Annotated in this window: 21 protein-coding genes; 12 read left to right on the forward strand and 9 right to left on the reverse strand. The window is 63.6% G+C overall.

Going from position 1 to position 21,047, the window contains the following annotated elements; translation table 11 throughout:
- The first annotated feature begins 14 nt into the window (after nt 1–14).
- The 4 genes from ACYVM5_RS21235 to ACYVM5_RS21250 all read left to right on the forward strand — a co-directional run bounded on the left by ACYVM5_RS21235 (nt 15) and on the right by ACYVM5_RS21250 (nt 3,299).
- The gene (locus ACYVM5_RS21235; protein ID WP_460620086.1) at nt 15–479 is read left to right on the forward strand and encodes an anthrone oxygenase family protein; all 465 of its coding nucleotides are present in this window, start codon (nt 15–17) and stop codon (nt 477–479) included.
- Between the two features lie 96 nt (nt 480–575).
- Nucleotides 576–1,391 carry a hypothetical protein gene (locus ACYVM5_RS21240; protein ID WP_460620087.1) on the forward strand — a complete coding sequence of 272 codons (816 nt, stop codon included), beginning with the start codon at nt 576–578 and terminating at the stop codon, nt 1,389–1,391.
- 45 nt (nt 1,392–1,436) lie between these two features.
- A complete protein-coding gene (locus tag ACYVM5_RS21245) occupies nt 1,437–2,477 on the forward strand; it encodes a sensor histidine kinase (protein ID WP_460620088.1) in 1,041 nt (346 codons plus the stop codon).
- Between the two features lie 9 nt (nt 2,478–2,486).
- Nucleotides 2,487–3,299, forward strand: a complete 813-nt coding sequence (locus tag ACYVM5_RS21250) for a LytR/AlgR family response regulator transcription factor (protein WP_460620089.1) — start codon at nt 2,487–2,489, stop codon at nt 3,297–3,299.
- A gap of 156 nt (nt 3,300–3,455) precedes the next feature.
- On the opposite strand, the gene ACYVM5_RS21255 is transcribed toward ACYVM5_RS21250, so the two are convergent.
- From ACYVM5_RS21255 to ACYVM5_RS21265, 3 genes are all read right to left on the reverse strand, one after another.
- Complete coding sequence (locus tag ACYVM5_RS21255) at nt 3,456–4,253, reverse strand: LytR/AlgR family response regulator transcription factor (RefSeq protein ID WP_460620090.1); 798 nt, start codon at nt 4,251–4,253, stop codon at nt 3,456–3,458.
- 157 nt (nt 4,254–4,410) lie between these two features.
- Nucleotides 4,411–5,544 (reverse strand): sensor histidine kinase, encoded by a 1,134-nt coding sequence (locus tag ACYVM5_RS21260; RefSeq protein ID WP_460620091.1) that lies wholly within the window; start codon nt 5,542–5,544, stop codon nt 4,411–4,413.
- A gap of 165 nt (nt 5,545–5,709) precedes the next feature.
- Nucleotides 5,710–6,423: a hypothetical protein gene (locus ACYVM5_RS21265; RefSeq protein ID WP_460620092.1), complete on the reverse strand. Its 714-nt coding sequence runs from the start codon at nt 6,421–6,423 to the stop codon at nt 5,710–5,712.
- A 239-nt stretch (nt 6,424–6,662) separates the two neighbouring features.
- Between ACYVM5_RS21265 and ACYVM5_RS21270 the strand changes: the two genes are divergently transcribed.
- Nucleotides 6,663–7,340: a porin family protein gene (locus tag ACYVM5_RS21270; protein ID WP_460620093.1), complete on the forward strand. Its 678-nt coding sequence runs from the start codon at nt 6,663–6,665 to the stop codon at nt 7,338–7,340.
- An 11-nt stretch (nt 7,341–7,351) separates the two neighbouring features.
- Here ACYVM5_RS21270 and ACYVM5_RS21275 read toward each other — a convergent pair whose 3' ends face one another.
- Both ACYVM5_RS21275 and ACYVM5_RS21280 read right to left on the reverse strand, forming a co-directional pair.
- A complete protein-coding gene (locus ACYVM5_RS21275; RefSeq protein WP_460620094.1) occupies nt 7,352–7,924 on the reverse strand; it encodes a dihydrofolate reductase family protein in 573 nt (190 codons plus the stop codon).
- 814 nt (nt 7,925–8,738) lie between these two features.
- Nucleotides 8,739–10,976: a TonB-dependent receptor gene (locus ACYVM5_RS21280; RefSeq protein WP_460620095.1), complete on the reverse strand. Its 2,238-nt coding sequence runs from the start codon at nt 10,974–10,976 to the stop codon at nt 8,739–8,741.
- A 176-nt stretch (nt 10,977–11,152) separates the two neighbouring features.
- Between ACYVM5_RS21280 and ACYVM5_RS21285 the strand changes: the two genes are divergently transcribed.
- The 5 genes from ACYVM5_RS21285 (at nt 11,153) to ACYVM5_RS21305 (ending at nt 15,597) form a co-directional block, all read left to right on the forward strand.
- Nucleotides 11,153–11,764: a Riean_0653 family protein gene (locus ACYVM5_RS21285; protein WP_460620096.1), complete on the forward strand. Its 612-nt coding sequence runs from the start codon at nt 11,153–11,155 to the stop codon at nt 11,762–11,764.
- Between the two features lie 213 nt (nt 11,765–11,977).
- Nucleotides 11,978–13,288, forward strand: a complete 1,311-nt coding sequence (locus tag ACYVM5_RS21290) for a PAS domain-containing protein (RefSeq protein ID WP_460620097.1) — start codon at nt 11,978–11,980, stop codon at nt 13,286–13,288.
- Nucleotides 13,289–13,389: 101 nt separating this feature from the next.
- Nucleotides 13,390–13,749 carry a hypothetical protein gene (locus tag ACYVM5_RS21295; RefSeq protein ID WP_460620098.1) on the forward strand — a complete coding sequence of 120 codons (360 nt, stop codon included), beginning with the start codon at nt 13,390–13,392 and terminating at the stop codon, nt 13,747–13,749.
- A 120-nt stretch (nt 13,750–13,869) separates the two neighbouring features.
- Nucleotides 13,870–15,195, forward strand: coding sequence for a PAS domain-containing protein (locus ACYVM5_RS21300; RefSeq protein ID WP_460620099.1), 1,326 nt, complete (start codon nt 13,870–13,872; stop codon nt 15,193–15,195).
- Nucleotides 15,196–15,246: 51 nt separating this feature from the next.
- A complete protein-coding gene (locus ACYVM5_RS21305) occupies nt 15,247–15,597 on the forward strand; it encodes a hypothetical protein (RefSeq protein WP_460620100.1) in 351 nt (116 codons plus the stop codon).
- Between the two features lie 175 nt (nt 15,598–15,772).
- Here the strand turns inward: ACYVM5_RS21305 and ACYVM5_RS21310 are convergent, their stop codons facing one another.
- On the reverse strand, nt 15,773–16,540 hold the full coding sequence (locus ACYVM5_RS21310) for a TatD family hydrolase (protein ID WP_460620101.1): 768 nt from the start codon (nt 16,538–16,540) through the stop codon (nt 15,773–15,775).
- A 152-nt stretch (nt 16,541–16,692) separates the two neighbouring features.
- On the opposite strand from ACYVM5_RS21310, the gene ACYVM5_RS21315 reads away from it, so the two are divergent.
- Together ACYVM5_RS21315 and ACYVM5_RS21320 are read left to right on the forward strand one after the other, a co-directional pair.
- On the forward strand, nt 16,693–17,082 hold the full coding sequence (locus ACYVM5_RS21315) for a BlaI/MecI/CopY family transcriptional regulator (RefSeq protein WP_460620102.1): 390 nt from the start codon (nt 16,693–16,695) through the stop codon (nt 17,080–17,082).
- Nucleotides 17,072–18,565: a M56 family metallopeptidase gene (locus ACYVM5_RS21320; protein ID WP_460620103.1), complete on the forward strand. Its 1,494-nt coding sequence runs from the start codon at nt 17,072–17,074 to the stop codon at nt 18,563–18,565. The genes ACYVM5_RS21315 and ACYVM5_RS21320 overlap by 11 nt, the downstream gene beginning before the upstream one ends.
- 139 nt (nt 18,566–18,704) lie before the next feature.
- Here the strand turns inward: ACYVM5_RS21320 and ACYVM5_RS21325 are convergent, their stop codons facing one another.
- Genes ACYVM5_RS21325 through ACYVM5_RS21335 form a run of 3 tightly spaced genes read right to left on the reverse strand, consistent with a single transcriptional unit; the run spans nt 18,705 to nt 21,045 of the window.
- A complete protein-coding gene (locus ACYVM5_RS21325; protein WP_460620104.1) occupies nt 18,705–19,823 on the reverse strand; it encodes a glycosyltransferase family protein in 1,119 nt (372 codons plus the stop codon).
- Entirely contained in the window at nt 19,820–20,500 is a 681-nt protein-coding gene (locus tag ACYVM5_RS21330; protein WP_460620105.1) for a polysaccharide deacetylase family protein, read from the reverse strand. The genes ACYVM5_RS21325 and ACYVM5_RS21330 overlap by 4 nt, the downstream gene beginning before the upstream one ends.
- Entirely contained in the window at nt 20,500–21,045 is a 546-nt protein-coding gene (locus tag ACYVM5_RS21335) for a hypothetical protein (RefSeq protein WP_460620106.1), read from the reverse strand. The genes ACYVM5_RS21330 and ACYVM5_RS21335 overlap by 1 nt, the downstream gene beginning before the upstream one ends.
- Nucleotides 21,046–21,047: the final 2 nt, after the last annotated feature.

The following is a 21,047-nucleotide window of genomic DNA, read 5'->3' on the forward strand; positions in this document are numbered from 1 at the left end:
TTCATAAGTTGATAATGGCTTCCGCAATTCTGCTCTGGCTGTTTGTGCTAAACCTGGGCGTGGCGTTTGGCGCCGGGCTCTACGAAACGCGCATCATCCTGCCGCAGTGGTTCAACCGCTCGGCCGAGGGCTACCGCGTCGATGGCCCGGCCATGGCGCGCACCGACGTGGGCCGGCGGTTTTGGGGGCCGGTTACCACGCTGCCGCTCACGCTGCTCACCTTCGCCAATCTGGCGATGGCGTGGTCGGCCCCGGGGCCCCGGCACGGCTGGTGGCTGGCCGCCGCCATGCTCGCGCTGGCGGAACGGCTCGGCACCTTCGCCTTTTTCATTCCCGTGGCCCTGCGGCTGCAGCGGGCCGCCGATGATGCCCCAACCGCCCGGCTGGTGGCGTGGTGGGTGCGCCTGAACTACGGCCGCAATCTGCTCACGCTGCTGGCGTGGCTGGCGGCTTTGCGGGCCTTTTCGCTGCCGGTATAGGCCCACGGCGGCGGCCCTTTCACACGGTTAACCATTGTCTTCACCCATTTACTGAATAGCATGAAAACCGCCTTGCTTCCGCTTTCCGTTTTTTCAATGGCTGATGATTCGGCCGCGCTAAAACTCGTTTCTTCGCTGCGCGTGCTGCACAGCGTGAACCCGGTGCTGTCCTGGACGGGCTGGCTGAACGTGGCGCTGGCCGTGCTGGCCCTGGCGCTGCTCCCCTTCGACCACCGCCACGTTGTGGGGGCGCTGGTCTGGCTCAAGCCGCTGAAATTCGCCCTCTCCATCACCGTCTTTGCCTGGACGCTGGGCTGGCTGCTGGCCGATTTGCCGGCCGCGGCCCAACGCAGCGTGCAATTCATCAGCTGGGGCGTGGCCGTGAGCATGGTGGTGGAGCAGGCCGTGATTTTTACGCAGGCGGCGCGGGGCACCACCTCGCACTACAACGCTTCCTCGGCGCTCAACAGCATCCTGTTTGGGCTGATGGGCGTGTTTATTCTGGTGAATACCCTGATGAGCGTGTGGGCCCTGTACCTGGCCTGGCGCTACCAGCCGTTCGGGCCGGCCGGCTACGTGTGGGGCATGCGCCTGGGGTTGTTGGTTTTTCTGATTGGCAGCGTACTGGGCGGCTTCATGATTCATAACCAGCAGCACACCGTGGGCGCGCCCGATGGCGGCCCCGGCCTGCCCGGCCTGGGCTGGAGCACCCGCGCCGGCGACCTGCGCGCCGCCCACTTTCTGGGCATGCACGCCCTGCAAACCCTGCCCCTGCTGGGCTGGGCCCTGAGCCGCTGGGCCCCGCAACAAGCCACCGGCCTCACCTGGGCCGGGGCGGGGCTGTATGCCGCAGCCGTGGCCGGACTGTTTGCCCTGGCCCTGGCGGGCCGGCCGCTGTGGGCCATGCAATAATTCGCCCGCTACTTTTGACTGCTCACCAAGCCCCGCCGCCCGCCCATGCCTGTCCTCAATGACCGTCGGTTTCTGCTGGGAGGCATTCCGCTGCTGAGCTTCGTGATTGCCGTCGTGGACCTGCCCGCCGGGGCGGATGGGCGCGGGCCACTGGTGCTGACGCACTGGGCCATTTCGCTGTACTTCACCACGGGCTACTGGCTGGCCAACCGCCAGCTGTGGCTGGCGCTGCTGGCCCGCTTCCCTCGCCCCGAGCAGACGCCGCGCCGCCTCTGGCTATTGGCCGGCCTGGCGGTGCTGGTCACGGCCGTCACGTCGGTGCTGCTGCTTTTGCCGCTGCACGCGCTGCTGCCCGACTACTTCCCCCTCACGCTCCCGGCGCTGCTGAAACAGGTCCGGTTCAGCCTGGTGCCCACCGTGGCCGTGCTCACGCTCTACGAAACCATGTATTTCTTCGAGCAGTGGAAAACCAGCCTGCACCGCGCCGAGGAGCTGGGCCGCGCCCAGAACCAGGCCCAGCTCGAAGCCCTGCAAAGCCAGCTCGACCCGCATTTCCTGTTCAATAACCTCAACACGCTCTCGGCCCTCATCGAGCCCGGCAACGCCCCGGCCCAGGACTTCGTGGAGCAGCTGGCCGACGTGTACCGCTACGTGCTGCTGGCCCAGGGCCGCGCCACCGTGCCCCTGGCCGAGGAGCTGGCTTTCGTCGACACCTACCTGGCGCTGCACAAAGCCCGCTTTCGGGATAATCTGCGGGTCGAAATGAGCATTGCGCCAGCCGCTCACTCCCGGCACGTCGCCCCGCTCAGCGTGCAGCTGCTGGTGGAGAATGCGCTAAAGCACAACGTGGCCTCGCGCGAGCACCCGCTGCACCTACGGGTGGTCGTGACCGCCGAGGCGCCAGCTATTTTGGTGGTTGAAAACACTTTGCGACTGCGCCAGGCCGGTTTTGCGCCCGGCACGGGCACCGGCCTGGCCAACGTGCGCCGTCGCTACGCGCTGCTGGGCGCGGCGCAGGCCGTAGAAACCAGTGCTATCGACAGCAAATTTCTGGTAAAATTGCCCCTGTTGCCGGCTCAGCGCTAACTCACTCTCATGACCGTTCTCCTCCTCGAAGACGAGTACCCTGCCGCCGAGCGCCTGCAACGCCTGCTGCTGCAAGCCGCCCCCGAGGCGCAGGTGCTGGCCGTGCTCGACACCGTGGCCGGCGCGCTGGCCTGGCTGGCCGCCAATGCCGCGCCCGACCTCATCCTGAGCGATATTCAGCTGGCCGATGGGCTCAGCCTCGAAATCTGGGAGCAGGCCGTGGTGCCCAGCCCGGTCATCTTCACCACCGCTTTCGATGCCTATGCCATCCGGGCCTTCCAGGCCCACAGCGTGGCGTATTTGCTCAAGCCCGTGAAGCTGGCCGAGCTGCAAGCCGCCCTGACCAAGCTGCGGCAATGGTCGGAGTTAAGAGTCAGGAGTGAAGAGTTAAGAGTTGATGCGGCAGATTCTGCAGTTTTACCTCCAAACTCTTCACTCCTGACTCTTAACTCCATCGAGCGCATGCTTGATACCCTGCGGCCCTACAAAACGCGGTTTCTGGTGCGGCAGGGCGAGCAGCTGCTGCCCCTGCCGGTGGCCGAAGCAGCCTGGTTTCTGAGCCGGAACGAAACCGTGACGCTGGTGGCCAACGACGGCCGCCGCTTCGTGCTCGACTACACCCTGGAGCAGCTCGAAGGCCTGCTCGACCCGGCCCGGTTTTTCCGTCTCAACCGCCAGGTAATTGCCCAATTGCCGGCCGTGCGCCGCCTGCACCCGCATTTCGGCGGCAAGCTGCTGGTCGAATTGCACCCCGCCCCGGCCGAGGAAGTGCTGGTGAGCCGCGAGAAAGCCCCCGCCCTGAAAGCCTGGCTGGAGGGGTAGGATTAGGCGGCTTCGCGCTGGAGCTGCGCTGGCTGCGAATGAAGTATTTTTTTCGTCTGTCATCCTGAGCGTAGCGAAGGACCTTATCATGTTATAACGGTTGTCGTTCGAACGTGATAAGGTCCTTCGCTACGCTCAGGATGACAGAACTCACCCCTACCTATCCAGCCAGCTCTTGAACACGTTCACCTTTTCGCGGCTCACCAGCACCTGGGCATCGGGGGCGGTGGGCTTGAGCACGGTTTGCAGGCGCGAGTTGGCGTAGTGGATGATGTCCTGAATGGCCGACTGCTGGGCGAGGTAGGCGCGGTTGAGGCGGAAGAAGCGGCGCGGGTCGAGCAGCGTTTCGAGCTGGTCCATCGTGTAGTCGACCACGAACTTGCGGCCCTCGGTGGTTTGCAGGAACGTGGCTTTTTCGAGGCTGAAGAAGTAGGCAATCTGGTCGAGCGGCACCACTTTCAGGTGCTCGCCCACGCGCACCACAAACTGGGTTTTGTAGCTGGTGGCGGGCGGGGTGCTCTGCTGCATCTGCTGCACGAGCTGGGCCAGCAGGGCAGGGTCGAAGGCCGGCGCGGCGACCGGGGCAGGCGCAGCGGGCAGGCGCTGGCGCAACTTGGCCAGGGCGGCGGCCAGCTCGTCGGCATCGATGGGCTTGAGCAGGTAATCCACGCTGTTCACCTTAAAGGCTTGCAGGGCATACTGGTCGTAGGCCGTGGTGAAGATGACCGGGCAGCGCACCTCCACCTGCTCAAAAATCTCGAAGCTCAGCCCATCGGCCAGGTTGATGTCGAGAAACAGCACGTCGGGCGAGATTTGCTGCAACAGCTTCACCGCCTGGGCCACCGATTCGGCCGTGCCGAGGATTTCGAGCGGCTCGGGCTGGCGGGCCAGCATGTCGGCCAGGCGGCGGGCGGCGAGGGGTTCGTCTTCAATGATGAGGGCGCGGATGGGCATGGGGGACGGTGTGGTTTGGATACGAAAGAACGTCATGCAGAGCGCAGCGAGGCATCTTTACTGCGATAGTAAACCTAATCGAATGGATTAGTTACACAGTAAAGATGCTTCGCTGCGCTCTGCATGACGGTCTTTTTTCGCGCTCGCTTCGCCAGCGCTACAGCACCAGCAGCGGCAGCGTCACCACAAACTCGCCGTTCTCCTCGCCGCTCACCACCGGCTTATCCGTCAGAAAAGCATAGCGGGCGGCCAGGTTGGCCAGGCCCCGGCCCGACGACTCGCCCGGGGCCAGGCGGCGTGGGCGGCGGGTGTTGCGCACGGTGAGGGTGTGGGCCGCCGGGTCCAGGGTCACGCGCAGGTGCAGCGGGTCGGTTTGGTAGGCGGCATTGTGCTTGAGCACGTTTTCGAGCAGCAGCTGCAGGGCCAGCGGCGGCACGTAGTACGGGGCCACGGCGGCGGGCGGCAGGTGCATTTCCACGGCCAGGGCGTCGCCGAGGCGGGTTTTCTGCAAGTACAAATAGCTTTCGGCGAAGGCCACTTCATCGGCCAGCGGCACCAGCTCCTGGCTTTCGCTGTCGAGCACGTAGCGGTACACCTGGCTCAGCTGCCGAATGAAGCGCACAGCGCGGGCGGGGTCGTTTTCTTCCACCAGACTGGTCAGCGCGTTCAGCGAATTGAACAGAAAATGCGGGTCCACCTGCCGGCGCAGGGAATCGAGGCGGGCCACGGCGGTTTCTTTTTCGAGGCGCTCGACGCGCACCGTGGCCTCGCGCCAGCCCAACAGGAAGGAGCGCGAATGCATAAAAAGCGACACAATCACCGTCATCACCAGCGGGGCCACCATCTGGCCGGCTAGGTTGTGCTGGAAAATAAAGCCCGGCGACTGGTGCCACAGCAGCACCGTAATGGCTTCGCCAATGAGCAGAATCACTACCAGCGAGGCCAGCAGCGAGGCGCCCACCGTGAGCAGCAGCCGGCGCACTGGCCGCGCGGTCCAGCCCAGGCGGCGGTTCAGCCAGTCGGACGTGTAGCCGTTGGCCAGCCACAACCCCACGAAGTACAGCAGCGAAATCACGAAGCTGATGCCGTAATTGACGGGGTGCAGCCAGGGCTGGTGCTCGTTGGAAAGCGCAAAGCCGGCCGTGCCCAGCAATATCCACCAGCGCCGCTCCCACACCGAGCGCAGTTGCGACCGCTCGACGGTGGTGACCCAGGGCCGGGCCGGTGCGGCGGTAGGAGCAGGAATAGCAGTACGGGGCAGGGCCACGGCGGAAGGCAGGCAAGTTTCCATCAAAGTAAGGGGCCGACGGATGAAAAATCTGTTTAAAATGGCGGTCATGCAGAGCGCAGCGAAGCATCTTTACCGCGATAGTAAACCTAATCGAATGGATTAGTTACACAGTAAAGATGCTTCGCTGCGCTCTGCATGACAGTCTTTTTACTACTGGTTCGCCCCCTACTTCGCGGCGGCCGTGGGGGCGGGCGTTTCGTACTGCTTCATGCGGCCTTGCAGCTGGCGCTCGCCCCAGTTCGGCATGAGCGGGCCGGCGGGTTTGAAGGCGGCAAATTTGGCCTGGGCCTGGTCGTAAAGCGGCTTGGCCGCCTCGGCCCCGCCGCCGAACATCTTGGGCGTGAAGTACACGTTGTTGGCCTCCACCAGGTAGGGGCGCGGGTTGGCGGGGTTCAGGGCCTGGGCTTTGGCCACGGCTTCGCCCACCATTTCGGAGTATTGCTGCGAGCGGGCCATGGGCGCAATGCTCAGACGGGCCTGGTAGGCATAGGCTTGCAGCGTGAGCAGCTCCGACTCGTCGCCGTGCAGCTGGCGGGCCTGGGCAAGGGCCGCTTCGGCCTGGTCGAGGGTTTTGTCTTTGGCATCACCGTCCTCCTTGCTGGTGAAAGCATTAACCACCAGCGCATACGCCTGGTAGTAGCGGGGCAGCCAGTCGGTGGGGGCCACGGTGGCGGCGCGCTCCAGCTTGGCCGCCACGGCCTTGAGAACGGCCGGGTCGCCGGTGCTCATCAGCTCGGCAATGGTGGCGCTCATCATCGTTGTGTAGGCATCAGCGGGCGCAGCGGCTTTGGCAGCCGGAGTAAAAACAGCCGGTTGGGCCTGGGCGCTGGCAGCAAGCGAGGCGGCGGCGAAAGCGAGCGTGAGAACGAGGGTTTTCATAAAATGCGGGCTGGTTGGTGAGAATGAAGGAATATTTGCCGTGGTTGATGATTCAAAGGTGGCGGCGGCGCGGGCCCATGAAAAATGCCTGCGACCGAAGCGTCGGATGAAGGGGATGAACCGTCGGCCGGGGCCGACCAGCGGGGGACGCTTTTTGCAAATCCTGGTGTTGGCCGTGCAACGCTGGGGCGGCTAGTGTGCTCTTGACTATATTCCGGCCCACTTTCCTTTCTACATCCATGCGTTTATTTCCCTTCGCGCTCGGCGGCCTGCTCTGCACGGCCGCCCTGCCCGCCATCGCCCAAACCACTGCCACTGCCGATGCGCCCGCCGCTCCGCGCTTCTATGTAGGCCTGGGGGCCTACCACAGCAACTACCAAAACCTGGGCGACCTGCGCTATGGCGACACCGGCTTCCGGGTGCCGGTGCAGCTCACGGCCGGCTACCAGCTGCGGCCCCGCCTGGCTCTGGAGCTGGGCGCAGCCTACAGCGGCCGTACCAGCAGCTACGCCTACGACGGCCAATTTTATGATGGCTCCGGCACAGCCGTTAACTATCAATACAGCAATACCTATACCGTGCGCACCACGTCGGTTTCAGCCCTGGCCCGCTACACCCTCACGCGCCAGCCCGCCCACCGGCTGCAGTTCGATGTGCTGGGCGGCGTTGGACTGGTGCACGCCGCGCGATACTCCCGCGGCACCCGACTCGACGGGTTTTCCGGCAGCACCCAGCCCGCGCCGTTTGCTGTCCGTAGCGCCTCCAACAACTGGCTCCTCACGGCGGGCCTGGCCGCACGCTACCGCCTCAGCTCCCGCTTCGAATTGAATTTCGACATCACCACCAACCGTGACCTCACCATCTCCGATTTTATCGGCGGTGCCGCGCTGGGCCTGCGCTACCGGTTTGGGCGGTAGCGTTGATAGCCCTATCGCAGCGCTCCCACATGCCGGTACGTGTTGATGAGCACGCCCGAGGGCGTGGCCTGTGAACCGACAAAGGCCAGCTCACGCGCGGCGATGCGGTCCGAAAACAGGCGTTTGCCCTGGCCCAGCAGCACCGGGTACGTCAGTAGCACCACCTCATCCACCAGCCCCGCGTCGAGCAGCGCCGAGGTCAGCGAAGTGCTGCCCCACACAATGAGGTCCGGACCAGCGGTGGCCTTGAGGCGGCGAATGTCTTCCGCCACGTCGGGGCCCAGGCCTTGGGCCGGACCCCAGGTGAGGCTGTCGGGCCGGTGGGTGGCCACGTATTTAGTGGCCGTGTTTATTCCGTTCGCAATCGGGGTATCGCCAGCGTTGGGCCAGTACCCGGCCCAGATGTCGTAGGTGCGGCGGCCCAGCAGCAAATCGAAGCGGCGGCCCTGGGCCTCCAGCACAGCGGCCAGCCCGGCCGGGGTGCGGTAGGGCGTCGTCCAGTCGCCGTGCGTGAAGTGGGCGTCGTTTTCGTGCTGAATGACGCCGTCGAGGGAAACGTGGGCCAGGATGCTGAGCTTTCTCATGGGTAGGGTGAATGGCTACACAAGGTTAATACGCATGGCGCACACGGCGACGGGGCAATTGTGCCAAAAAGAAGGGCCGTTTGCGGCCACTGGACGTTATTTTTCAGCTGAGTTCCCACTCTTGCTTTACCGGCTCAGAATAAGGACTCGCAGGCGCGCGCTTGCGAGTCCTTAATAGAGCAAGGACTTACCTGGCAGGAGGTATTTTCAATGAGCAGAATATGTTCTTATTATAACGGACGTGGTTCCGTTAGGAAACGTATCGGCTGGTGATACCAGGGACATAGCCGTAGCCGTCAGGGTCCGGATATGGTTGGGAAATATTTTTGGCTGATTGGGGTTGATAACAATCTCCGTTTCGTCTGACGCGAAAGCCCAGGTTCCGCTAATCAAAAAACCCGGGTAGATGGTACTGCACTTATCACTTCCTTCGTCTCTGGTAAAAGTCTTGTCGGCATGGTAATAATCGATGTCATCCAGGCCACAGGGCTCGAAGAGTGTGAGCGGATAATTGGTCGTTGAAACTACGCCCGCAACAGTCTTTTCCTCTATCGCAAATCCCTCCAGTTTCCATCCCGGGGTGGTCAGCCATACCTCCCGCTGAGAAGGTTTTCGGGGTTCCGGCTCACTGGATTTTTTTGCAATTAGTAAGGCCAAACGCGCTGCTGGTAAGCAGCGCCAGCGTCAGCCAGCGTAATGAAGTAGTCATGGGTGTAAATCAGGAATAGTGGTTTGGACCGCAACGCCCGCGCCCGGCTGATTATTGGCTGAGCACGCCCAGGCAGCAGCAAAAAGCCTTCCCGGGGCGGGCGCGCTAATCCGGCCGCTTCTCCAAATCCACTTTCGTGGTCTTGTTTATCGAGATGAACACCCCCACGAACAGCATCCTCGGCGCGGGCGGCAGCACGGCGGCGCTACGGAACTGCCCGCCGGCATCGGGCGTGCCGGCGAAGGTGTAGCCGTAGATATTCTGGCGGTTCAGCACGTTCGAGGCCGAGACGTAGACGATGGTGAACTGCTTGAACCAGTGGGTGAGGTAGCTCACGTTCAGGCTCAGGTCCTGGTAGGCGGGCAGGGTGGCCTGGTTGTAGCCGGGCAGGTTGGGGTCGTAGTAGCGGCGGCCGCTGCCGTAGCTGTAGGTGAAGCCGAACTGGGTGTGCATTTTGGCCACGTAGTACTTGCCCACTATACTCAGGTTGTGCCGGGCGGCGAAGGTGGGAATGGCCACCACAGGGTCGGCCCTATACTGGCGGCGAGTGTCGAGGAAGCCGTAGCTCACCCAGTAGTCGGCCATTTTGAAGGTGGTACGGTCCCGGAACAGCACGTCGAGGCCCCGGGCGTAGCCGCTGCCGGCGTTCTGGTAGCCGGCCGGGTTGTAGATGTTGGTGCGGTCGTAGGTCACGAGCTGGCGGTAGTTTTTCTGGTAGAGCTCGGCGCGCAGGGTGCGGTCCTGCACGGTGCGCTCGTACAGCAGGCTGTAATGCTCGGCCCGCTCAAAGTTGAGGGCGTGGCTCACGCGCAGCAGGTCGGTGGTGGGCGTCTGGTAGAAGTAGCCCCAGGCGGCCGAAAGCTGGCTGTGCTCGCCGGTTTTGTAAGCCAGGCCCAGGCGCGGCGCGGCGTTGAACTGGTTTAGCAACGCCGAATACTCGGCCCGCGCCCCCACCCGGGCGGCCAGGCGGTGGCTCAGCACCATCTCGCTTTCCGCGAAGCCGCTGCCGCGCTGCTCATCCACGGCCAGGGCCAGCGTGGGAGCCTCGGCGTTGGGCTGGTACTGCTGGCGGTAGCGCTGGGCGTAGCCTTCGAGGCCCATTTTGAGGTTGAACCAGGTGCTGGCCGAGTCGTTGGTGAGCACCAGTCGGGCCACGGCCGACTGGTCGAGGTCGCGCACCGACTGCACGTCGGGGCAAATGAGGTTGTCGTCTACGGTCAGGGCCAGGCCGGTGTTCAGGCTCCAGCCGCGACGCAGCGGGGCGCGGTAGGTGGCGTTGAGGTAGGCGTTGTCGTTGGCCAGCGTGATGGGGTGGCCGTTGGTGGCGTAGGTCGGGCTGGGGTCGGGCTGGCGCAGGGCCAGGCGCTGGCGGCTGTAGGTGCTGTAGATTTTCAGCATGCCGGCCTCCCCTACCTTATGAGCCACTTTGAGCGAGCCGCCCAGGGCCAGCGGGGCGCGGTCCCAGCCCAGGTTCTGGGGCACGAGGTTGTAGTACGGGGCAAGATTGGTGTAGTCGGCGCTCACGGCTACGGAGGTGCGCTCCCAGCGCCAGGTGCGCCCCAGGCTGCCGCCCACCGACATCAGCGAAATACTGGACTGCGTTTCGGGGGCCAAATCCGTCGAATTCTGCACCACCACCGCGCTCAGTGCCTGCCCGTACTCGGCCGAGTAGCCGCCCGTGCTAAACACCAGTCCCTTGAACAGAAAAGGCGAAAACCGGCCCCGCGAAGCCACATTCGGCACCGCGCCGCCGTAGGGCGTCTGCACGGGCAGGCCGTCGATGTAGTACTTGGTTTCCGAAGCCGCCCCGCCGCGCACGAACAGCTTGCCGTCCTCGCCCACCCGCGTGGTACCGGGCAGGGCATTCAGCGCGCCGGCCACGTCGCCGAGCGCCCCGGCCGTGGTCACGATGTCGAGGGGCTTGAGTAAAGTGCCGCGCTTGGTGTCGCTGGCTTCGAAGGCACCGGCCGTCACCACCACGTCGCCCAAGGCGGCGGGGTTGAGCTTCAGCCGGATATTGGGCAGGCTGATGGGGCCTTCGCCCAGGTTCACCAGCAGCTCCTGCGGCACGTAGCCGATGAAGCTCACCACCAGCACGGCCGGGCCGGCGGCGCGGTCGGTGCGGAAGTCGAAGCGGCCGAGCGAGTCGGTGCTGGCCCCGTCGAAGGTGCTTTTCAGGAACACGTTCACGCCGGGCAGGGGCTGGCCGGCGGCATCGCGCACGGTGCCGTGGAGCGACTGCGTGGCGGAGTGGCTGAGTGATTTCTGGGCCGGAGCAGTTTGGGCGAAGGCGGCGGGCGTGGCGCTCATCAGCAGGAGCAGCGGGAGTAGCGAGGTTTTCATGGCAGCGGGCATTTTGATGGCTCAAAAGTGCCCGGGGCCTGCCCGGCGCTCAACTTCCCGTTGCCGAACCGTCGGATGAAGCGGATGAACCGTTGGGGCAGCCGATGAACCACCAGCGGCAGCGGGTAGATTCCGCGTATTTTAGGGGCCGCATCCTTTCCCTGCGGCCCTTCTCCATGCGCTTTAGCACCTTCCTCACCTACCTCAGCCTGCTGCCGCTGAGCGCCTGCACCCGCTCGTGCAACGATTACGACAATAACGAGGAGTTTGCAAAAGCCAAGCTGCCGCCCTACACCGAAACCGGGGCCATGACAATGGGCTGTGTGCTGGGTTCTCAGACCTGGACGGTGTTGGGCAGCACCCAGGCAAAAGGCCCGTTAGGCAGTAGCTGGCAGCCCAATACGTTGCAGGTGGATGGCAGCTATTCCGTACCGCCTTTCCTAAATGTGAGCGGTCAGATGACCGGTGTGCGCGACAGCAAGCCGTTCTACGACATGCAGCTAAACCTACTGTTCCGGCCTTCCGACACCCTGGGTGGCCTGCACCTGCTGGGGGCCGATACGTCCCGCTACCATTCCGGCGGGTTTGTGGAGCAGATGCGAGCCATGAGTTTCCTCAACTTCGAAGAATACACAAGTAGCAACCGCCGCCCCGTGCGCCTCCTCGTGCGCAGGCTCAACCGCCAGCAGCGCACCATCAGTGGCACGTTTGAGGGCTATTTGTATGGCGGAGCCAGCGGGCACGACTCCCTGGCCGTGACCGACGGCCGGTTCGACATTAAATATTAGCCCACCCAACCCGCTTTCTCAGTCCCCGCGCGTCGTTGCTTCGTACTGAATGATGAGCTTTTCTTCTGCGGGACTAATACCAATTTACCGGACGCAGGCCGGTTATTGCATCTTTGCGCTACAGTTTAGCTTTTCCGGTTCATTCCCGGCCCTTCCTTCACGCACTCCTCACTCCCACCCGCCTAGCTTGCGGCATCGTTCGTCTTTCTCGTCATGGCTGATACTTCCCTGCCCATCGATTACCAGGCCCTGTTTCACGCCCTCCCCGGCTCCTACCTGCTGCTGGCCCCCGATGGCACCGTGCTCGACAATTCTGACCAGCACGTAGCCGTGTCGCTGCTGCCCCGGGCGCAGGCCGTGGGCCGCAATATTTTCGACGCTTACCCTTCGGCCCCCGAAAGCCAGCGCGACCTACACGCCTCGCACGAGCAGGTGCGCCGCACCCTGCGCCCCGATACCATGCCCCTGCTGCGCTACGACTTGGAGCGCCCCGCCGAAATGGGCGGCGGCACCGAGGAGCGGTACTGGCAAATCACCCACTACCCCATTCTCGACGCCCAGGGCCGGCTGCAATTCATCCTGCAAATGCCGCAGGACGTGACCGAAGCCCACCGCGCCAACCTCGCTGCCGCCGAAGCCCAACAGGCCCTCGACGAGTCGCAGCAGCGCACTGAGTTCATCCTCGAAAGCCTGCCCGTGCTGGTGTGGACCAACCGCCCCGACGGTACGCCCGACTATTTTAATCCCCGCTGGCTGGAATTTGTGGGCAAAACCCAGGCCGAGATGCTGGCCCTGGATTGGGACACCCTCACCCACCCCGACGACCAGGCCGGCCTGCGCCAGGGCTGGCAGCAGGCCCTGGCCACCGGCATGCCTTTCCAGTACGAATACCGCCTGCGCCGCCACGACGGCCAGTACCGCTGGCTGCTGCTGCGGGCCTCGCCCCGGCGCGACGCCACCGGCCAGATTACCATGTGGGTGGGCGCGGCCAACGACATCCACGAGCAGCGCCAGATGGTGCAGGAGCTCCTCACCGCCAACGAGCACCAGGCCGCCCTCTCCGACCAGGCCTACCAGCAATACCAAAAGGCCGAAAGCCAGCGCGAAACCTACGAAAACCTGTTTTCTCAGGCTCCGGCGCTCATCTGCATCCTGCGCGGGCCGGAGCACCGCTACGAATTCGTGAACCCGCGCTACCAGCAGGTGTTTCCGCACCGGCAGCTGGTGGGCCTGCCCGTGGCCGAAGCCCTGCCCGAAGTCAAAGACCAGGGCATTATTGAACTGCTGGACAAAGTGTATCAGACCGGCGAAACCTTCGAAGCGCACGAGTTGCCCCTGCAGCTCGTGCGCGATGCCAGCGGCGAGCTGCGCACCGACTACTTCAACTTTACCTACCAGCAGTTCCGCGAAAACGGCCAGCCCGCCGGCATCATGGTCTTTGCCTACGAGGTTTCCGACCTCGTGCGCGCCCGCCAGGTGCTCGAAAAGCTCCGCGACGCCGGCTCCGATTTGCCCTTGGCCTGATTTGTGGTAGGCCGCCCGCAACCATTGTTCTGGTTTGTGGCTCCTCATCCGCTATTACCCGGCCCTGTGGCCACCCTTCTATTCTTTCTACACCCTTCTATATGCCTCTTACTTCGTTCGACTTTCAGCAGGCCCGCGTGAAGCAGGTACTCTTTAAGTCGCGGCTGCGCTCCGTGCTCTACGGCGTGCGAGAGGCCGAAGCCAGCCTCTTTTCGCCCCAGGAAAATCCGCTGGGCCAGTGGCTCCAAACGGTGCTCCAGCCCCAGCACGGCACCCACCCCGAGGTGCGCGAGCTCGACCGCACCGTGCAGCAGATGCTGCGCACCGGCCAGGACCTGGCCACCCGCTACCAGCGGGGCCACATCGAGGAAGCCCGCACCGGCCTCGACCAAATCAACACCTTCGCCGACCACATCGAAACCCTGCTCCTTTCCCTGGAGCGTGGCTTGGCGGCGGCCTAAAACCTGCCTACCGGCCGGCTTTGCGCAATGCAGAGCCGGCCGTACTTTTAAGGCTCCAATGCCGGGCCGCCTGCCCTTTCTGCTTGTATTTGTATTGCGTTTGTTTCCCCGTTTGACAAAATGACTGCTTTCGTTGCCACCCCCGATTATCAGCGCCTGTTTCGTTCCCTGCCCGAAAACCTGCTGCTGATGACGCCCGATGCTACCATCGTCGACAACACCGACGGCCACGTGGAAGCATCCCTCAAACCCCGGGCCGAGGTAGTGGGCAAAACGCTGTTTGAAGCCTTCCCGTCGGTTGACCAGAACGAGGGCGACGTCATTTATCAATCGCACGAGCATGTGCGCCAGCACCATGCGCCGCACACCATGCCCCTCATTCGCTACGACCTGGCCCTGCCCGCCGAGCAGGGCGGCGGCTTCGAGGAAATGTATTGGCAGGCTACCCACTACCCCATCCTGAACGAAAAGGGCGAGTTGGAATACATCCTGCAACGCACCCAAAACGTGACCGAAGCCCACCGCGCGGCCCTGCGCGCCGCTCAGGTGCAGCGCGACCTCGACGAGGCCCAGGACCGCACCCGCTTCATCCTCGAAAACCTGCCCGTCCTCATCTGGACCGCTGATGCCGCCGGCCAACGCGACTACTTCAATTCCCGCTGGCTCACCTTCACCGGCAAGCCCCTAACCGAGCAAACCGGCCTGCAATGGGCCGAGAGCCTGCACGAAGAAGACCGCGCCCGTGTGCTCGCCGCCTGGCAAACCTCGGTGAAAACCGGCGACGCCTACCAGGTGGAATACCGCCTGCGCCGCCACGACGGCCAGTACCGCTGGATTCTGGTGCGCGCCGTGCCCCGGCGCGACGCTGATGGCCATATCACCATGTGGGTAGGCGGCGCCACCGACATCCACGAGCAGCGCCAGATGGTGCAGGAGCTCCTCACCGCCAACGAGCAGCAAGGCACCCTCTCCGAGCAGGCCTACCAGATGTACCAGAAGGCCGAAAGCCAGCGCGAAACCTACGAAAGCCTGTTCCAGCAGGCCCCGGCCATGATTTGCATTCTGCGCGGGGCCGAGCACCGCTACGAGTTTGTGAACCCGGCTTACCAGCAGCTGTTTCCCCACCGCCAGCTAGTGGGCCGCAACGTGGCCGAAGCCCTGCCCGAAGTGAAGGACCAGGGCATCCTCACGATTCTCGACGACGTGTTCCGCACCGGCGAAACCTTCCACGGCAACGAACTAAAGCTGCAGCTCGAGCGCGACGCCACCAGCGTACTCAAGGACAGCTATTTCAATTTTATTTATCAGCAGTTCCGCGAAAACGGCGAGCCGGCTGGTATTATGGTCTTTGCCTTTGAAGTCACCGACCTGGTAATAGCCCGCAAAGCCCTGGAACATGTGCGCGACGCCGCCGCCGACGCCCTCGGCAACGCCACGGCCGGCTAAAACCGGCGTATCTTTGCGGTCCTTTCTGCTCGACTTTTTTTCAGCCCCAGCATGCCACTCTCTTCTTTCGACTTTCAGCAAGCCCGCGTGAAGCAGGTGCTGTTTAAGTCGCGGCTGCGCTCGGTGCTCTACGGCGTGCGCGAAGCCGAGCCGGCCCTGTTTTCCCTTACCGAGAACCCGCTGGGCCAGTGGATTCAAACCGTGCTCAAGCCCCAGGCCGCCGGCCAGCCCGCCGTACGCGAGCTCGAACACGTGCTGCAGCGCATGCTCAGCACCGGCCAGGACCTGGCCACCCGCTACCAGCGCGGCCACCTCGAAGAAGCCCGCGCCGGCCTCGACCAGGTAAACGCCTATTCAGACCAGATTGAAACCCTGCTCACCGACCTGGAACGCGCCGCGTAATAGCAGGACTTTCAGGGCACTTTCTTAAAGCCGTTGACCGGAGTAGAGCCGCAATATTTTGCGACTCGTCGTTGCTGACGTTGTTTAGGTTGCGCACTTATGCGTGGCAGGTGGCTAGGTTCAGGAACGTTCAACGACGAGACGCAAAATATTGCGTCTCTACTTCACACTCTGCCTACAGATTAAACAGCGCCATTGCGTTGCGTGTGGTGGCCTCGGCCACTTCCGCCTCGGGCAGGCCCAGCAGGGAGGCCACGCGGCGCAGCACCAGAGGCAGGTAGGCCGGCTCGTTGCGCTTGCCCCGGTGCGGCACGGGTGCCAGGTACGGGCAGTCGGTTTCGAGCAGCAAATGCTCTAGGCCGATGCCGGGCAGTACCTTATCGGCCCCGCCGTTCTTGAAAGTGGCCACCCCGCCGATACCCAGCTTGAACCCCAGCTTAATCACCTGCTCGGCCTCCTCGGGCGTGCCCGAAAAGCAGTGGAACACGCCACGCAGTGTGCCGTCCTGCGCGGCTTCGACCAGCGCCACGGTTTCGGCAAAGGCTTCGCGGGTATGCAGCACAATGGGCAGGTTGTGCTTTTTAGCCAGGTCGAGCTGAATTTTCAGGGCCTGCTGCTGCTCGGCCAGCAGGGTTTTGTCCCAGTGTAAGTCGAGGCCGGCCTCGCCCACCGCGGCGAAGGGGCGGCGGCCCAGCCACGTTTCCACTTCATACAGCTGCTGCTCAAAATTGCGCGTGACCGAGCACGGGTGCAGCCCCATCATGGCAAAGCAGGTTTCCGGCGCCTCAGCCTCGAGCTCCAGCATGGCGTCGATGGTGCTGTGGTCGACGTTGGGCATGACGATGGTGCGCACGCCGGCTTCCTGGGCGCGGCGCAGGGCCTCAAGGCGGTCGGGCCGGAACTGTTCGGAATAGAGATGGGCGTGCGAATCGGTAATGTGCATAGTGGGGCAAAGGTCGGGCGTGGGCGCGGCCCACAACAATCTTACAAAGCAAAAAACGGCTGGCACGCTTAAAAACACATACCAACGGATAAATCAGTTTCGAAACTGAATAATAAGTTTTGAAACTGATTTATCCGTTATACATTTGACATATGGAAGAATTAACCAAAACGGAAGAGCGCATCATGCAGTCGCTCTGGAAGCTAAAAAAAGCTTTTGTCAAGGACGTTATCGACCATTTGCCCGACGACCCGAAGCCGCCCTACAACACAATTTCGTCGGTGGTGCGCATTCTGGAGCGCAAGGGCTACGTGGGTTTCAAGGCCTATGGCAAGACGTATGAATACTTCCCGCTCATCAGCAAAATGGAGTACCGGGCCGCCAGCCTGAAGCGGATGCTGGCGCTGTATTTCGATAATTCGCCCACCGCGCTGGTGTCCTTCATGGTGGAAGAAACCCTGAGCCAGCGCGAGAAACAGCAGCTGCTCGACCTGCTTCACGACTCCGAAAACGGCCCCAAACCCGATGGCGATGCTCACTAGCCTTTTGCTTTATTTGGCCGAGGCGAGCTTCTGCCTGATAATATTTGCCCTGGCCTACCGCCTGCTGCTGGCTGGCCTCACCCACTTCGTCTGGAACCGGGCCTACCTGCTGGGGGCGCTGGCTACGAGCGTGGTAATTCCGCTGCTGGCTTTTCCGGGCCTGGCGGCCTGGCTGGCCAACCCGGCCGCCGCGCCGGGTGTGGCTCCGCTACCGCTGCGCCTCGGCTGGCAGCTGACTACGCCGCTGGCCCACGCGGCGGCAACGCCCACGGCCAGCGGACCGGATTGGCTGGCGCTGCTGCTTATCGGGGCCGTGATTGTTTACGGGTTAGGGGCGCTCTATAAGCTGATGCGGGCCGTGCGCAATGTGCGGGTGTTGCGCAAGCTGGCGCGGCAAAATCCGCAAACCGATTTGGGCAGCTTCGCCATTGTACACCTGCCCGAAGCCAACCTGCCGGCATTTTCCTTCGGGCGGCACGTGTTTTTGTCGCCGCTGCACGAAGGCCTGAGCCCGGCCGAGCAGGAGCAGCTGTTGCTGCACGAGCAGGTGCACGTGCGGCAGCGCCACACGTTGGATTTGCTCCTGGTGGAGGCGCTGGGCGTGGTGTTCTGGTTCAACGGGGCGGTGGCATACCTCGGCCGGCAGCTGAAAGTGGTGCACGAGTACCTGGCCGATGCGGCCGTGGCGCGCACGCAGGTCAGTGCTACTCCCTACGGCGAGCTGCTGATAAAGCTGGCGGCGCAGCAGCTGCCCTTTGCTTTGGTCCATGCCTTCTCCCACAAACAAATTTTCCTGCGAATCCACATGCTCACCCAACCAACTTCCTCTCCCATGAAAAAACTCCGTTTTCTGTTCATCGCGCCCGTATTTGCCTTCACTTGGGCGGCCACGACCTGTGTAGGCTCGCCGGCTTCGGAAACGACGGCTCCGGCCGAGGCATCAGCTACTTCCACAACTGCGCCGGTGGCGGCAGCGGGACGCATTGGCCGCATCAGCTGGCAGGGCAATACTTACCTGACGGCGGCTGAATTGAACCAGGGACTGGGCCTCAAGCCCGGTGACGCCTACGACTCCGCCGCCGTGGCCCGCCGCCTGAGCTTCGACCCCAAGGGCAGCGATATCACCTCGCGCTACATGGACCACGGCTACCTGTTTTTCTTGGTAGCGCCCACAGCCACCCGCCAGCCCGACGGCACTACCGACCTGGCTTTCAATATTTCCGAAGGCCGCAAAGCGCAGATTGGCCGCATCAGCATCACAGGCAACACCAAAACCTCCACGGCCGCCCTACTCAAGCTGATTCCGTTGCGCTCAGGCGAAGATTTCAGCCGGGCCAAGCTGCTGGAAACGCAGCGTATTTTAGCTCAGCAAGGTCAGTTCGACCCGAATAAAGTGGGCATCAACCCCGCGCCCGAAATGCGCCCTAACGAGTCTACCGACTTGGTGAATATTGCGCTGGTGGTGGTTGAGAAAGCGAAATAGGCAAGGTTCTCGCACAAAAAGTTTCCCGCAGTGTGCGCAGTGAAAAAGGCAGTGGTTCGCAGTGTTCTTCGTTGAACGACACTGCGAACCACAGCCTTTTTTCACTGCGCACACTGCGGGAACTAAAACATCTGGGCAGCTATTCGTAGCTTCTCCCCTTCCACACCACTTTTCCACTGCTTAGCTGAAACACCATAATGGCTGCCGTCAGGCCCAGCGTGTAAAGCTCGAACAACGGCAGCAGCCACCAGCGCAGCCGCAGGCCGGCCCTGCGATGCGCCGCCGCCCCCAGCGCGCCCTGCACCAGCACTTTAGCGCCCCATAAACCAAGCGCCGCGCTCGGCCCAGCCATTATCGCCACGCCCGCCAATGCCGGCCAGAAGCCGCTGAAAAACAGCAGTTCCAGCCGCAGGCGTAGCGGCAGCCCGGCCACTCCGCGCAGCCAGCGCTTGCGCTGCCGCAGCAGCGCCGCCCAGGTAGGCATGGGCAACGAATCGGCCCGGATATCGGCCTCAAATACCTGCCGAAACCCGAATCCCGCCGCCAGCACGGCTTGGAACAGGGCAAAATCCTCAGTCACGGAGAAGGGCAGCGCTTCGTAGCCGCCGGTGGCCTCGTAGGCGGCACGGGTCACGAGCATGTTATTGCCCATGGCCGTCACGGGGCGGCCCAGGTCGCTCACCACCTGCACCATACTCAAAGAGAGCAGCCAGTCGATGCCCTGCAGCTGGGCAAATAAGTGCGGCCCGCGCACGGCCGTGATGCCCGTGACCGTGCCCACGCCCGGCGCAGCATGGGCCAGCAGACCGGTTATCCAGGTTTTGGGCAGGCTGATATCGGCATCCGTGATGAAGAAGAAATCGGTGGTGGCCAGCCGGGCCAGGTGGGCCAACACGTTGGCTTTGCCCCGCGCCTGGCCCCGATTCTCGGTGATGGGAATCAGCCGAAACTGTCCCGCAAAGCCCTGCATGGCGGCGGCGGCCACGGCGGCGGTGCGGTCGGTACTGCCATCATCGCCGACGAGGATTTCGAGCAATTCGGCCGGGTAATCCAAGCCCCGCAGGCTGGCCAGGCAGCGCGGCAGGGCCATTTCTTCATCGCGCGCGGCAATAAGGATGCTGACGCGGGGTAACGGCGCGGGCAGGCCGGCGGCCGGCTTGGCTCCGCGCCGGCTGGCGAACCGCCACGCCGTGAACGCCATGCCCAGCAGCCACAAGGCCAGGTAAATCAGCAGAAAATTCAGCAGCAGGCCGCTCACAGCGTGGCAAACTGAAAGCCCTGCGCGGCCAGGTGGGCCAGCACCCGGGGCAGCACGAAGCGCAGCCGGGCACTGGCCTTGCGGCTGTCGTGAAACACCACCACATCGCCGGCCCGAATAGCCTCCAGCGCAAACCGCAGGCAAATTTCCGGACTCAAGCCGGGGTCATAGTCCCGCGTGAGCACCGACCACATGATGACGCGAAAATCGCGCCCCAAGGCGGGCAGCAGCGGCCAGGTAAGTCGGCCATACGGCGGGCGGAAAAGCGGAACGGACGTTTGCCCGGCTTCCTTCAGCAATCCATCAAGTTGAGCCTGACAGGCAGCTACGTCGGCCAGATAAGTCGGGTAGGCGGTGGCCCAGGCGCTGCGGTGGTGGTGGGTGTGGTTGCCGATACGGTGACCGGCGGCCAGGGCGGCGCGGGCAATTTCGGGGTAGCGCACCAGGTTTTCGCCCACGCAAAAGAAAGTGGCTTTGGCCTGGAACAATGCCAGCTGCTCCAGCACCCAGGGCGTTTCTTCGGGAATGGGACCGTCGTCGAACGTGAGGTACACTACCGGCGCGCCGGCGCGCGTGGCGGCAGGGCCCGTCCACTCGCAGCCGGGCAGCAGGGCGTGCAGCAGCCGGGGCGGGCGCGTGAGCACGGCCGCTTCGAGCCAGGCAGTGGCACCCGCCATCAGGAGCGAACGATGCGCATGAAGGGCACGCTGGTATTGGGCAGCGGGCCGAGCACGGTAGCCAGCGCTTCAAGGAAGGCGTCGGCGGTATTAGGCCGGCCGCCGGCGGGGCCGCGCACTATGTGGCGGTGCACGTCGCCGGCCCACTCGCCTACCACGGTGGGCGTGCCGGCGGGGCCGCTCAGGCCCAGCGTGGCTTCGAGGGTAAAGTAACGGGGGCGCGTTTCTTCGGCTTCGGTTTCGGCGGGCTCGTCGTCTTCCTCATATACCAAGGCCGAAAAATGGGCCTCCATGGTGGCCTGGGGTGCGGGCAGGTGAAACAGGGCCGTGACGCGGCCAGCTACCTCGTGCCAGCTCAGGCGCAGGCCCTTGGGCGGCACGCGGTCGGCGGGGGCCACGTGTTCGGCCGCTTTGTCCCACACGTAATGCAGCAGCTCCTTGGCCAGATACGGGTCGCTCAGCTCCCGGCGCACCGACGAGGGACGACGCCATGCCAGTTGCGGCAGCAGAACGTGGGCGAAATTATAGGGGTGCAAGCGGGCCATAA

The organism is Hymenobacter ruber, assembly GCF_054783255.1.